General features: G+C 72.2%; 12 protein-coding genes. 4 read left to right on the top strand and 8 right to left on the bottom strand.

Annotation, left to right across the window (positions count from 1 at the left end; genetic code table 11):
* Positions 1-76: 76 nt before the first annotated feature.
* The 5 genes from O7597_RS18660 to O7597_RS18640 all read right to left on the bottom strand — a co-directional run bounded on the left by O7597_RS18660 (position 77) and on the right by O7597_RS18640 (position 4,687).
* The gene (locus O7597_RS18660) at positions 77-940 is read right to left on the bottom strand and encodes a trypsin-like peptidase domain-containing protein (protein WP_269739440.1); all 864 of its coding nucleotides are present in this window, start codon (positions 938-940) and stop codon (positions 77-79) included.
* A 62-nt stretch (positions 941-1,002) separates the two neighbouring features.
* Positions 1,003-1,962, bottom strand: a complete 960-nt coding sequence (locus tag O7597_RS18655) for a VWA domain-containing protein (RefSeq protein WP_281580275.1) — start codon at positions 1,960-1,962, stop codon at positions 1,003-1,005.
* Entirely contained in the window at positions 1,959-2,975 is a 1,017-nt protein-coding gene (locus O7597_RS18650) for a DUF58 domain-containing protein (RefSeq protein ID WP_281580274.1), read from the bottom strand. The genes O7597_RS18655 and O7597_RS18650 overlap by 4 nt, the downstream gene beginning before the upstream one ends.
* Positions 2,975-4,024, bottom strand: coding sequence for a MoxR family ATPase (locus O7597_RS18645; protein WP_269739443.1), 1,050 nt, complete (start codon positions 4,022-4,024; stop codon positions 2,975-2,977). The genes O7597_RS18650 and O7597_RS18645 overlap by 1 nt, the downstream gene beginning before the upstream one ends.
* A 165-nt stretch (positions 4,025-4,189) precedes the next feature.
* Positions 4,190-4,687 (bottom strand): hypothetical protein, encoded by a 498-nt coding sequence (locus O7597_RS18640; RefSeq protein WP_269739444.1) that lies wholly within the window; start codon positions 4,685-4,687, stop codon positions 4,190-4,192.
* A gap of 461 nt (positions 4,688-5,148) precedes the next feature.
* Between O7597_RS18640 and O7597_RS18635 the strand changes: the two genes are divergently transcribed.
* On the top strand, positions 5,149-6,096 hold the full coding sequence (locus O7597_RS18635; RefSeq protein ID WP_269742621.1) for an endonuclease/exonuclease/phosphatase family protein: 948 nt from the start codon (positions 5,149-5,151) through the stop codon (positions 6,094-6,096).
* An 18-nt stretch (positions 6,097-6,114) separates the two neighbouring features.
* Here O7597_RS18635 and cimA read toward each other — a convergent pair whose 3' ends face one another.
* Entirely contained in the window at positions 6,115-7,698 is a 1,584-nt protein-coding gene (cimA, locus tag O7597_RS18630; protein ID WP_269739445.1) for a citramalate synthase, read from the bottom strand.
* A 310-nt stretch (positions 7,699-8,008) separates the two neighbouring features.
* On the opposite strand from cimA, the gene O7597_RS18625 reads away from it, so the two are divergent.
* Both O7597_RS18625 and O7597_RS18620 read left to right on the top strand, forming a co-directional pair.
* Positions 8,009-8,470 (top strand): PRC-barrel domain-containing protein, encoded by a 462-nt coding sequence (locus O7597_RS18625; RefSeq protein ID WP_269739446.1) that lies wholly within the window; start codon positions 8,009-8,011, stop codon positions 8,468-8,470.
* A 59-nt stretch (positions 8,471-8,529) separates the two neighbouring features.
* A complete protein-coding gene (locus O7597_RS18620) occupies positions 8,530-9,273 on the top strand; it encodes a tyrosine-protein phosphatase (RefSeq protein WP_281580273.1) in 744 nt (247 codons plus the stop codon).
* A gap of 105 nt (positions 9,274-9,378) precedes the next feature.
* On the opposite strand, the gene O7597_RS18615 is transcribed toward O7597_RS18620, so the two are convergent.
* The gene (locus O7597_RS18615; RefSeq protein ID WP_281580272.1) at positions 9,379-10,479 is read right to left on the bottom strand and encodes a branched-chain amino acid aminotransferase; all 1,101 of its coding nucleotides are present in this window, start codon (positions 10,477-10,479) and stop codon (positions 9,379-9,381) included.
* Between the two features lie 196 nt (positions 10,480-10,675).
* Positions 10,676-11,707, bottom strand: a complete 1,032-nt coding sequence (locus O7597_RS18610; RefSeq protein ID WP_269739449.1) for a 3-isopropylmalate dehydrogenase — start codon at positions 11,705-11,707, stop codon at positions 10,676-10,678.
* Between the two features lie 221 nt (positions 11,708-11,928).
* On the opposite strand from O7597_RS18610, the gene O7597_RS18605 reads away from it, so the two are divergent.
* A complete protein-coding gene (locus O7597_RS18605) occupies positions 11,929-12,774 on the top strand; it encodes an FAD:protein FMN transferase (protein ID WP_269742622.1) in 846 nt (281 codons plus the stop codon).
* Positions 12,775-12,962 lie beyond the last annotated feature (188 nt).

Below are 12,962 nucleotides of genomic sequence, written 5' to 3'. Positions count from 1 at the left end.
CCATTCTCCGATCATCGGTCGCCGGAATCCGACAGTTGCCCCGATCTCCCCGTAATCGGACAGTTACTATCGGTAATCAGCCGCCTTTCCCGATGATCGTGTCGGCGGTCTGCTGCACCTGCTCGATCGGGATGGCGAACCCGATGCCGATGGAGCCGTTGCCGTCGATCGTCGCGATCGCGGTGTTCACCCCGACCACCTCGCCCCGGGCGTTGACCAGGGGTCCACCTGAGTTGCCGGGGTTGATGGAGGCATCGGTCTGCACCGCCCGGTGCCGGTTGTCGCCGAGGCGCACCTGCCGGTCCAGCGCGCTGACGATGCCCGCGGTGACCGTGCCGGGCAGCCCCAGTGGCGACCCGACGGCCAGCACCGGTTCGCCCACCCGGGTCGCACCCGGCTTGGCCAACGGCAGCGACGTCAGGTTGGCCGACGACGGCACCTTGAGCACCGCGAGATCACTGTCCGGTTCCCGGCCGACCACCTCCGCCGCGTACCGCCGGCCGTCCGGCAGTTCGACGGTCACCGGCCCGCCACGGCCCTTGGCGATGATGTGGTCGTTGGTGATGATGTGTTGTTCGGAGTCGACCGCGAAGCCGGAACCGCTCGCCGAGCCACCCGCCGCCCCACCCACCAGCACCGACACCACACCGGGCACGGTCTTCTCGGCGGCGGTCACCAGCTCGGCCGGCACCGGGGCGGCGGACGCGGCGGCCGGCCCCGGGATGCCGTCGCGACCGGCCACCCAGCCGCCGGCGAGCGCTCCCGACCCGGCGGAGATCGCGATCATCGCCAGCCCGGCGAGCAGCCGGCGCCGCCAGCCGCCCAGCAACCGCTCCCGCGCCCGCGCCGCCGGGTCCGTCCCGCCCCGCCCGTCCGGGTCGAGATCGGGCGAGACGAACCAGGGTCCGCGCGGCTCGCCCAGTCCGGTCTGCACTGCCATACGTACGCTCCTCACGTGTGTGGCTCGGCCGCGGCCGCCGTCGCGGGTCGGACGGTCGGAACTCAGGGCAGGCGGGAGAACCAGCGCATCGAGCCGGCCGCCGCGCCCATCGCGAAGACCAGCCCGAGCCCGATGAACCGGGCCGAGACGTCCTGCCGCACCGTGCGCCAACCCACCGAGCTGCCGATGTCGTCGTAGACGGCCCGCAGTTCGGCGCTCGTACCGGCCTCGTGGAAGCCGCCCCCGGTCTGCTCGGCCACGGCCCGCAGCGTCTCCCCGTCCACCGGCACCTGGATCGGTCGACCGCCCCGGTCGACGAAGCCACCCGGCGTACCGAACGAGATGCTGTGCACCGGCACGTCGAGGGCCACCGCCTCGGCGGCGGCCTCCACCGGATCCATGCCCGAGGTGTTCGCCCCGTCGGAGAGCAGGATGATCCGGGCCGGTGGTGGCTCGGTCGTGGCCTTGTCGTCGAGCGCCTTCACCGCGCCCAGCGAGGTGCTGATCGCCTCGCCGATCGCGGTGCCCTGCACACCCGTCGTGCCCTCGGCCAGCCGCTCGATCCCGTCGTGCAGCGCTTCCCGGTCGGTGCCCGGCGGCACCAGCACCGCCGCGCTACCGGCGAACGCGACGAGTCCCACGTTGAACTCGCCGGGCAGGCCGTCGGCGAAGCGCCGGGCGGCGCTCTTGGCCGCGCTGAGCCGATCCGGCTCGACGTCACCGGCGAGCATCGAGGTGGAGACGTCCACCGCCACCATCACCGTGGCGCGTTCCCGGGGCACCCGGACCTCGTCGGTGGGTCGGGCGAAACCGACCACGAGCAGGGCCAGCATCGCCAGGAAGAGGCCGGCCGGCAGGTGCCGACGCCAGGTCGGGCGCCGGGGCGCCACCCGGTCGAGCAGCCGCAGGTTGGTGAAGCGGACCGCGTACCGGCTGCGGCGCCGCTGCGCCACCAGGTACGCCGCCGCCAGTGCGAGCACACCGAGCAACAGCCAGAGCCGGACAGGTGACTGCCAGATCACGCCGCACCTCCCCGGTTCGGTGCCGGCGCGGCGGCGACCAACCGGCGTTGCGCGTGCACGTGCCGGACGATGTCGACGGTCCAGTCCCGGTCGGTGCGTAGCGCCAGGTGGGTCGCACCGGCCCGGCGCAGCGCCTCCCGGACCTGCTCACGTTGGGCGGCAGCCGCCGCCGCGTAACGCTCGCGCAGGTGTCGGTCGCCGGTCCACACCTCGCGGTGTTCACCGGTCTCCGGGTCGACCAGGGTGATCAGACCGACGTCCGGCAGTTCCAGCTCGCGAGGGTCGGTCACCTCGACCGCGAGCACCTGGTGGCGCACCGCGAGCTGACGTAGCGCCCGTTCCCAACGGGCCGGACACCGTGGGTCGTCGGGCAGTCCGTCGAGAAAGTCGGAGACCACCACCACCAGACCACGCCGGTGGGCGACCCGGCGCACCTCGGCCAGCGCGTCGGCCAGCCCGGCGACGGGCGCGGTCCGGGGCCCGACGTCCGGGTCGTCGCCGGCCCGGGGCGCGGCCAGCAACGCACGCAGCAGCCCGAGCAGGTGGGTACGCCCGCCCCGGGCCGGCACCCGGTGCAGCCCGTACGGCGTGAGCACCTGCGCGCCGAGCCGGTTGCCGGGCCCGGCGGTGAGGAAGCCGACGGTGGCGACCGCGGCGACGACCAGTTCCCGCTTGTCCAGCTCGGCGGTGCCGTACTCCATGCTGGGGCTGGCGTCGACGAGCAGCCAGGTGGTCAGCTCCCGGTCGGCGTCCACCTCCCGCACGTGCGGCACGGCGGTGCGGGCCGTCACCGACCAGTCCATCCGGCGTACCTCGTCCTCACCCGGCCGGTACTCGCGGCTGCCCGCCGGTTCGCTGCCGGGACCGGGCAGCAGACCGTGCCGCTCGCCGTGCAGCAGGCCGTCGAGACGTCGGGTCACCGTGAGTTCCAGCCGCCGCAACCGCTGGCCGGGGGTGAGGTCGGTGAGCACCGGGTCCGCCGCCACCGGCGGCACGGGGTTCCGGCGGCCCATCAGGCGACTGCCAGGTCGGTCGCGTACGCCGGCCTGGCGGCGGTCACCCGGGGCGGCGGTACCGCCTCGACCAGCCGGTGGACCACCCGGTCGGCGCTCACCCCGTCGGCGACCGCGTCGAAGGAGAGCACCAGCCGATGGGCCAGTACGTCCGCCGCGAGTTCCCGGACGTCGTCGGGCAGCACGTAGCCGCGTCCCCGGAGCAGGGCCTGGGCGCGAGCGGCCGATACCAGCCCGAGGGTGGCGCGTGGGCTGGCGCCGTAGGCGAGCAGCCCGGCCATCTCCGGCAACCCGAACCGGCCGGGGTCACGGGTGGCGAGGATGAGCCGAACCACGTACTCGGCGATGGCGTGATGGACGAAGACCTGCCTGGCCTGACGCTGGAACTCGCGCAGCCGCTCCGGGTCGAGCACCCGGTGCGCCCGGGGGCGGTCGGCGCTCATCCGGTAGAGGATGGCCAACTCGTCGGCGACGTCCGGATAGTCGACGACGATCTTCATGAGGAAGCGGTCCCGCTGCGCCTCCGGCAGCTGGTAGACCCCTTCCGACTCGATGGGATTCTGGGTGGCCAGCACCAGGAACGGCTCCGGTACCGGGTGGCTGCGCCCGCCGATCGACACCTGGCGCTCGGCCATCGCCTCCAGCAACGCCGACTGCACCTTGGCCGGTGCGCGGTTGATCTCGTCCGCCAGCACCAGGTTCGCCATCACCGGGCCCAGCTCGACGTCGAAGCTCTCCTTCGAGGCGCGGTAGATCCGGGTGCCGACGATGTCGGAGGGGACGAGATCGGGGGTGAACTGGATACGGGAGAAGCTGCCGCCGACCACCGTCGCGAGGGTCTGTGCGGCGAGGGTCTTGGCCACTCCCGGTACGCCCTCCAGCAGGCAGTGCCCGTCGGCGAGCAGTGCGACCAGGAGGCGTTCGACGAGCCGGTCCTGCCCGACGATCACGCGTTTGACCTCGAAGAGCGTCTGGTCCAACTCCGCCGCGGTCGCGTCCGGATCGGCCGGGCTGGGCAGGCTGGCCATGGTGTCCGAGATGTCCGTCACGGTGCTTGCTTCCCGAGCCGACCGGCGGACAAACGTCGGAATTTCCGGCCCTCCGCCGCCCAGACCACGTGATCGGCACCCTTACCGGACAGTGGGAAGGAGCGGGCCCCTACTTGCCCGGCACCGGCCTCCGTCCTGGGACGAAGGCCGGTGACAGTGGACCGATCAGCGGTGCACGAGGAGGTAGAACGGCAGGTCGGCCGGGGTGCCAGCGGAGTTGCGGGTCTGGATGAAGACCGCGTTCGGGGTGAGCAGTCGCCGCGCGACCGACACTTCACCGGCGGGTGGGATGCAGCACGAGTCCGGCCGGCCGATCGTCGCGACGTAGATGCCGTTCGTGACGTTGCTGCCGAACTGCACCTCGTACTCGCCGACGCCGTACTTGATGACGACACCGTCGCCGCGGGCCTTGGTGCCGTTGGCGTTGACCGCCGTGGCGTAGAAGCCGCTGACGGCCTGGGTGCCCATCGCGTCACCCTTGGCGAGGGTGGCCTTCGCGCTGTTCAGTGAGGCGGTGGTGACGGCCGGCTGCTGGGCGCTGCGGGCGGTGGGCTGGGCGGAACCGGTGGTCGGCTTCGCCGCGGCGATTCCGCCGCCGGCCAGGGCCAGCGCCAGCGCCGCGATCGCCACCGCGGCCGTCTTGCGTCGGAATAATCTGGTCATGACGGGACTCCCTTTTCAGGCGTGGAGATACGGCCGACCCGCGACACGCGGGGCGGTTGTTGCCTTTTTCGAGTCGGGCGGCAATGAGCGCTCACCGCCTGCGCACCCCGTCCGGGAGCGCACCCGCAGACGCATCCAACCCGGCCCATTGACATGCACTCTGAGCTGGCAGTTCCTGCCCGAGCGCAGCCTCCCGAGCAGCTGAAACGTAGCACTGCAAAATGCCGAGGGTCAATAGTGACAATGCCGTCGGCGAGTTGTCGGATCAAGGCCATAAATTGCGAAAGTGAAGCCGTGCGCAATTCATGAAATCGTCTCTCGGAACTTTGTCGAGCTGCCGTACGGGATCCGGCCGGCTCGGGCTTTCGCGGCCGGGCGGTGCACACCGGGCGAGATTCAGTAGCCTGCCTGCCGTGGAGATCACCATCGGCCACCGGGCCTGGCGGCCGTCCCGGGTCGGCCTGCTCTGCTGGTTGGCCGTCGCGCCGGGTGTCGGCTGGGTGCTGGTGCGGTCGATCGGTCTGGACCGGGGGCCGTTGGTGCAGGCGTTGGCCTTCACGCCGTACGTGACGATCGCGAGCCTGGCCCCGCTGGTCCTCGCGCTCGCCCTGCGCCGCCGGGCCCCGGCGATCGTGGCGGCGCTGACCACCCTCGCCCTGGTCGCGCTGGTGGCACCCCGCGCCCTGCCCGCGCCGCAGCCGGACGCTGCCGGACCGACCGTGCGGGTGCTCACCGCCAACCTGCTCGCCGGTGCCGCCGATCCGGCGGCGGTGGTGGAGCTGGTCCGCGCCCGGCAGGTCGACCTGCTGCTCGTGCAGGAGTTCACCCCGACCGCCCAGGCCGAGCTGGATCGGCTCGGCCTGGACATGGTGCTGGTGCACCGGCAGCTCAACCCGGTCGTCGGCACCCCCGGCTCCGGCCTGTACGCCCGACATCCGCTCAGCGACGGCGGCATCCGACAGCTGCGCGGCGCCTGGGGCTTCACCCAGGCGTACGCCACCGTCACGGTGCCCGGCGCACCCCCGGTCCGCGTCGAGTCGGCGCACCCGGCGGCCCCGTACGCGGTCGACCAGGTGGAGTCCTGGCGAGCCGACCTGGCTGCCCAGCCGGCGGCCACCCCCGACGGACCGTTGAGCATCCTCGCCGGAGACTTCAACGCCACCCTCGACCACGGTCCGCTGCGCACCCTGCTCGACACCGGCTACGTGGACGCCGCCGCCTCGGTCGGTGCCGGGCTCACCGGCACCTGGGGACCGTACGACGGGGACCTCATCCCGCCCGTGGTGATCGACCATGTGCTGGTGGACCGGCGCATCGCCGTACGGGACGTGACGGTCCACCCGCTACCCGGCAGCGACCACCGGATGATCCTCGCCGAGCTGCGCCTACCCGCGGCGGAGAGCCGGTAGGCCACGGGGCCCCAGAGGTCAGACCCGGGCGCGGTCCAGGCCGTAGGTGAGCGCGTCGACCAGGGCGTGCCAGCTCGCCTCGACCACGTTGGGGTGTACGCCGACGGTGGTCCAGCCACCGCCCCGCCCGTCGGCCGTCTCGACGAGCACCCGGGTCACCGCGCCGGTGCCGTGGCTGCCCTCCAGGATCCGCACCTTGTAGTCGGCCAGCTCGAAGTCCCGCAACTCGGGGTAGTGACGGCCGAGACCGACCCGCAGCGCCTCGTCCAACGCGTTCACCGGACCGTTGCCCTCGGCCGTGGCGATCACCCGTTCCCCGCGTACCCGGATCTTGACGGTTGCCTCGGAGACGACCGAGCCGTCCTCGCGGTGCTCGACCAGCACCCGGTACGACTCCAGCGCGAAGGGCCGCACCGGCGCGGCGTCCGGCAGCTCGGAGCGGACCAGCAGCTCGAACGAGGCGTCGGCGGCCTCGAAGGACCACCCGCCGGCCTCCAGCTCCTTGACCCGGTTGGTGACCCGGGACAGGGTCTCCGGATGGCCGGCCAGTTCCAGCCCCAGCTCGCGGCTCTTCAGCTCGATGCTGGCCCGGCCGGCCATCTCGGTGACCAGGATCCGCATGTCGTTGCCGACCACCTCGGGCTCCACGTGGTTGTAGAGCAGCGGATCCACCTTGATCGCACTCGCGTGCAACCCCGCCTTGTGGGCGAAGGCGGCGGCCCCGGCGTACGCCTGGTGGGTGTCGGGGGCGATGTTGGCGATCTCGGCGATGGCGTGGGAGACCCGCACCATCTGCTCCAGGCAGCCCTCCGGTAGGACCGGCAGCCCGAGCTTGAGTTGGAGGTTCGCGACGACCGCGAAGATGTCGGCGTTGCCCGGCCGCTCGCCGTACCCGTTGGCGGTGCCCTGCACGTGCCGGACCCCGGCCTCCACGGCGGCGATGGTGTTGGCCACCGCGCAGGCGGTGTCGTTCTGGGCGTGCATGCCGAGCAGCTCCGGCGCGACGCCGATCCGGTCGGTGAGGTCGACGATGGTGGCGGTCACCTGGGACGGCAGCATCCCGCCGTTGGTGTCGCAGAGCACGAACCGCTCGGCGCCCGCCGAGAGGGCCGTCTCCACCACCGACGCGGTGTACGCCGGATCGTGCCGGTAACCGTCGAAGGTGTGCTCACCGTCGACGAAGACCCGACGTCCCTCGGCGACCAGGTGGGCCACCGTGTCGTGGATCATCGCCAGGTTCTCCTTGGCGGTCGTGCGCAACGCCCGCTCGACGTGCCGCAGGTCGGCCTTGGCGACCAGGGCGACCGCCGGGGTCTGCGCGTCGAGCAGGCCACGCACCTGCGGATCGTCCGCGGCCACCGTGCCGGCCCGGCGGGTGGCGCCGAAGGCGACCAGCACCGCGTGCCGGAGGTCGAGTTCGGCGCGCGCCCGGCGGAAGAACTCGGTGTCCTTCGGCACCGCGCCCGGCCAGCCGCCCTCGATGAACCCGACACCGAACTCGTCGAGCAGCCGCGCCACGGCGAGCTTGTCGACCACCGAGTAGCTGAGCCCCTCGCGCTGGGCGCCGTCGCGCAGCGTGGTGTCGTAGACCTGAAACGTCATGGTGATCCCTTCGTCAGGCACCGGCCGGCGCAACAAAAAGACCCCCCGCGGCTGCGGGAGGTCTGCGCGCTCGGCGAGGGGAAGGCCGGCGCGCTAGTTGCCAATAATGCGGGCGGTGCTGGTCACGCCCGGTACTCTGCCACCTCCAGGACGCTTCTGGGAGGCACAATCCACATCTCGGGACAACGGGTGGTGGCTGTGCCGGATGGTTTTCCTGGTGTAGAGCGCTCGTGCCCGGGTAGGAGTTTTCGGGACAACGAAACACGTTCCTCCGAGACGGTCCGACCGAGGACCGGGGCAGGAGAATCCCATGGACAGGCTCGACCCCAACACCACGCACACCACGCCCGACCCGGAGCTGCGTGCCGTCGACCAGAGCGTCGTCGCGGGCGGCCCGCCCGCCGGTGCCTTCGACCCCTGGAGCTACCGGGACGAGGCCGGGGTGGCCGGCGCGAACCTGGTCGGCTACAAGGTGGAGGCCAGCGACGGCTCGATCGGCAAGATCGACAGTGACAGCACCGAGGTCAACGCCAGCTACCTGGTCGTGGACACCGGACCGTGGATCTTCGGCAAGAAGGTGATGCTCCCGGCCGGCACGGTGAACCACGTCGACCACGAGGAGCAGAAGGTCTTCGTCGACCGCACCAAGGACCAGATCAAGGCCGCGCCGGAGTACGACGAGACGGCCACCGACCCGGCCTACCGGGACAAGCTCGGCGGCTACTACAACGACACGTACAGCGCCATGCCGCCCGGTGGCCCGCTCCGGTAGGACACCTGACGACGTGACGGCCGGTGGGACGCTGTTCCACCGGCCGTTACCGTGTCCGGATGGACGCCATTGAGCAGACTCGCAGGATGATCCCCTTCACCAGGATGTTCAACTTCCGGGACGTGGGCGGCTACCGCGGCCTGGACGGGCGTGCCGTCCGCACCGGACGGCTCTACCGCTCCGACTCGCTGCACGGGATGGATGAGGCCGACCGGGAGGCGTTCGCCGCGCTCGGCGTCCGGACCGTGGTCGACCTGCGCCGCCCGCAGGAGGTCGAGCGATACGGCCGGGTCCCCGACTTCGACGGCCTCACCTACCGGCACATCCACCCGGAGCACGCGCACTGGGAGGAGCGACCGTACCAGCCTGACACCGATCTGGCCCGCTACCTCGCCGACCGGTACGCCGATCTGGCCCGCACCGGCACCGCCGGTCTCGCCGAGGCGATCGGCCTGATCGCCGACAGCGCGAACGCGCCGGTGGTGGTGCACTGCGTCGCGGGCAAGGATCGCACCGGCATCGTCTGCGGCCTGACCCTCGCGGTGCTCGGCGTCGAGGACGCCGAGATCGCGGCGGACTACGCGCTGAGCACCGAGGCGTCGCAGCGCTTCGCCGCCTGGGTGGCCACCGCCCATCCCGAGGTGCCCGAGCTGCCCGTGCCGTACCTGTCCTCACCAGCCGAGACGATGCTGCTCTTCCTGGCCGAGATCCGGGAGGGGCACGGCTCGGTCGACGACTACCTGCGGCATGCCGGGGTCACCGACGAGCAGCTCGCCGCCCTGCGTGACCACCTGCTGACCTAGGCCGGGTTGTCCCAGACCGTGCCCGCGCGAGCTTCATGAGCACGGCAGGACGGTGCAGGGGCCCCGCGCCACGCTCGGCGTGACGACGGGGCCCCGACGAACCGCTCAGAAGACGCGGTGGACCCAGTTGTGCGGGTCCTCGGCCTTGCCCCGCTGGAGGTCCACCAGCTGTTGGCGTAGCGCCATGGTGACGGTGCCCGGCTCTCCGCCGGCGACGGTGAACTCCCCGTCCGGGAAACGCACCTGCCCGATCGGGGTGATCACCGCAGCGGTGCCGCAGGCGAAGACCTCGCGGAGTCGGCCGCTGGCGGCGTCAGACCGCCAGTCGTCGAAGGTCACCGGCCGCTCCTCGACCCGGTGACCGGCCGCCGAGGCCAGGGTGAGCACCGACTCGCGGGTGATGCCGGGCAGGATCGTGCCGGTCAGCGGCGGCGTGGCGATCGACCCGTCGTCGTAGACGAAGAAGACGTTCATGCCGCCCAGTTCGTCGACGAATCGACGCTCCACGGCGTCGAGGAAGACCACCTGGTCGCAGCCGTGTTCGAGGGCCTCGGCCTGGGCGGCCAGCGAGGCGGCGTAGTTGCCGCCGCACTTGGCCGCGCCGGTACCGCCGGGCGCGGCGCGGGTGTAGTCGGGCGAGACCCAGACCGTCACCGGCTTGACCCCGCCGGAGAAGTACGCGCCGACGGGCGAGGCGATCACCGAGTAGAGGTACTCGTTTGCCGGGCGGACGCCGAGGAAGACCTCGCTGGCGAACATGAACGGCCGCAGGTAGAGGCTGCCGCCGTCGTCGCCGTCGGGAATCCACTCCCGGTCGATCTCGATCAGCCGGTGCAGCGAGTCCACGAAGGTCTGTTCCGGCAACGCCGGCATGGCCATCCGGGCGGCGGAGGTGTTGAACCGGGCCGCGTTGGCGTACGGGCGGAACATCGTCACTCCACCGTCGGCGGCCCGGTACGCCTTCATGCCCTCGAAGATCTCCTGCGCGTAGTGCAGCACCGCGCTGGCGGGATCCATCGGGATCGGTGCGCGGGCCTCGACCCGGGCGTCGTACCAGCCCTTGCCGTCGGCGTAGCGGATGGTGACCATGTGGTCGGTGAACACCCGGCCGAACCCGGGGTTTGCCAGCAGCGCAGCCCGGTCGGTGGCGGATACCGGTGCGGGGTTCGGACGGATCTCGAAATCGATCTTGTCACCACCGCTCATCGCGCTGACCTCCCTGGGGACGACGGCATGCGCCGACCGCACGCCGGAAACATGGTTGTGCCAGAAACCTACCCCGAACGGTCGTTCAGCGGATAGGTCCACCGGTGGACAGGTGGCACACCACCGGCGAGTCGCCACCGCCACCCTGGTTCCGCCGAAGCGGTGAGGTGGCCGTGGCCGGTGGGACGGGAACGGTTCAGCCGGCGGCCTGCGCCGCGATCCGGTCCCCCACCTCGGCGGTGCGTACGACCGCCTCGGGGCTGCGGGCGGCCAGTTCCGCGCTGACCGCGGCGGTGATCCGGGCGGCGGCGTCGGCGTGCCCGAGCTGATCGAGCAGCAGCGCCGCCGACAGCACGGCGGCGACCGGGTCGGCGACGCCACGGCCGGCGATGTCCGGGGCGGAGCCGTGCACCGGCTCGAACATCGACGGGTACGCCCCGTCGGGGTTGATGCAGCCGCTGGCGGCCAACCCGATACCACCGGTCACCGCGGCGGCGATGTCGGTCAGGATGTCGCCGAAGAGGTTGTCGGTGACCACCACGTCGTACCGCTGTGGCTGGGTGACCAGGAACATCGCCGCGGCGTCGACGTGCTGGTACTCGGTGGCGATGTCGGGGTGCTCGGCGGCGACCGTGTCGAAGGTGCGCGACCACAGAGAGCCGGCGTGGGTGAGCACGTTCGTCTTGTGCACGAGCGTCACCTTGCGCCGCTCGCGCCGGGCGGCGCGGGCGAAGGCGTCCCGGATCACCCGCTCGACACCGTGCCGGGTGTTCAGGCTCTCCTCGGTGGCGATCTCGGCGGGGGTGCCCCGGTGCAGCGAGCCGCCGGCGCCGGCGTACAGGCCCTCGGTGCCCTCCCGGACGACCACCAGGTCGACCTCGCCCGGCTTGACCGCCGCGAGCGGACTTGTCACTCCCGGCCAGAGCCGCGACGGGCGCAGATTGACGTACTGGTCGAAGGCGAAGCGCAGCTTCAGCAGCAGACCGCGCTCCAGCACGCCGGGCGGCACGGTCGGGTCGCCGACCGCGCCGAGCAGGATCGCGTCGTGCCCGGCCAGCTCGCCGAGCACCGAGTCGGGCAGCACCTCGCCGGTGCGGTGGTAACGTGCCGCACCGAGGTCGTACTCGGTCACCTCGACACCGGGCAGCACCGCGTCGACGACCTTGCGGGCCTCCGCGACCACCTCGGGGCCGATGCCGTCCCCGGCCACCACCGCGATCCGTGCCACGTCCGTCAGCTCCTTAGCTCGAATGGCTCGACGGTACGCCGCCGTCCCGCCCCCCGGTACGAGTGTTCCACCTTTCGGGAAATTGGTGACGCACAGCAGCTTCCCAGGCGGCATTCATGGCTCGGTCATCTCCGCTGTCTAGCGTGATCGTGAGCGTGACGGGCGTGGGCCCGGGCGAGCGCCGCGACGGGGCGGCACGCGCCGAGGAGAGGGCGGACGCGATGTGGACCGACGAGCAACCACGAACCCGCTGGGTCGATCCGGCGGTCTTCCGCCTCCGCCGGCCCGACCTGCGACTGGGCGCCCGGGAGGAACGGCCGGACCGCACCGATCTGGTGGCCGGCGACCGGATCGCCGTCCGGCACACCGTTCGCACCTCGACGGCTGCCTACACCCTGCTGCTGAACGCTCCCGAGTGGTTGGGCCGACGCGGCACCGGCGCGGCGCTGCGCGACGCGGTCGCCGAACTGCGGGCGATCGACCTGACCTACGGCCCGAACCGCCCGGAGAGCCTGGTGTCCCGGCTGCGCCGGGGTGAGATCGGTCCCGAGTCGTACCCGCCGCTGCGCGACCTGGTGGACCGCTGCGCCGCGATGCGCGCGGCCACCGACGGCTGGTTCGACGCCTGGGCGGTGCCCGGCGGCTTCGACCCGGGTGGCCTGCTCGGCGGATGGGCGGTCGAGCGGGCCGCGGCCCGGTTGCGCGACGCCGGCATCCACGACTACGCCGTGCTCACCGGCGCCGACCTGGTGGTACGCGGCCAGGCCGGACACGGTGGCCCGTGGCGGATCGCGGTGCACCACCCCACCGACCGGAGCCGGGCCCCGCTGCTGCTGGAGATGACGGCCGGTGCGGTCGGCACCTCCGGGGTGACCGGACGGCAGGGCCACGTGGTGGACCCGCACACCGGCGAGCCGGCCGGGCAGTTGGTCGCCGCCACCGTGGTCGGGCCCGACCTCGCGGTCGCCGACGCCTACGCCACCGCCCTGTACGCCGCCGGGCCGGCGGGGCTTGCCTGGTTCCGCCCCGGGTCGGACTACCGGGTGCTCTTCGCCGCCGAGCGCTGAACCGCGCGATCCCCCCAGGGGCGAGGGGAAGCAGGGCGTAGAAACAGCGATCGGCCTCCACGGTCGCGGCAACGACCGTGGAGGCCGGTCGGCGACGAGTGCGCGTGGCTCGCGCAATCGAGGGGTGCGGGCCGCTCGGCCGGGCGTCGACCTCGCCACCCGAAGACGGGCCGGCGCCACATGCTCGG

The sequence above is a fragment of the Verrucosispora sp. WMMC514 genome, from assembly GCF_027497295.1.
Lineage (GTDB): Bacteria > Actinomycetota > Actinomycetes > Mycobacteriales > Micromonosporaceae > Micromonospora > Micromonospora palythoicola.
This window is presented reverse-complemented; position numbering and strand designations above follow the sequence as displayed.

What these genes read in the sequence shown, in the direction of transcription:
- O7597_RS18605 (WP_269742622.1), top strand. Translation starts at nt 11,929, where the DNA reads ATGTGGACCGACGAGCAACCACGAACCCGCTGGGTCGATCCGGCGGTC.
- O7597_RS18650 (WP_281580274.1), bottom strand. Translation starts at nt 2,975, where the DNA reads ATGGGCCGCCGGAACCCCGTGCCGCCGGTGGCGGCGGACCCGGTGCTC.
- O7597_RS18625 (WP_269739446.1), top strand. Translation starts at nt 8,009, where the DNA reads ATGGACAGGCTCGACCCCAACACCACGCACACCACGCCCGACCCGGAG.
- O7597_RS18615 (WP_281580272.1), bottom strand. Translation starts at nt 10,479, where the DNA reads ATGAGCGGTGGTGACAAGATCGATTTCGAGATCCGTCCGAACCCCGCA.
- O7597_RS18620 (WP_281580273.1), top strand. Translation starts at nt 8,530, where the DNA reads ATGGACGCCATTGAGCAGACTCGCAGGATGATCCCCTTCACCAGGATG.
- cimA (WP_269739445.1), bottom strand. Translation starts at nt 7,698, where the DNA reads ATGACGTTTCAGGTCTACGACACCACGCTGCGCGACGGCGCCCAGCGC.
- O7597_RS18660 (WP_269739440.1), bottom strand. Translation starts at nt 940, where the DNA reads ATGGCAGTGCAGACCGGACTGGGCGAGCCGCGCGGACCCTGGTTCGTC.
- O7597_RS18640 (WP_269739444.1), bottom strand. Translation starts at nt 4,687, where the DNA reads ATGACCAGATTATTCCGACGCAAGACGGCCGCGGTGGCGATCGCGGCG.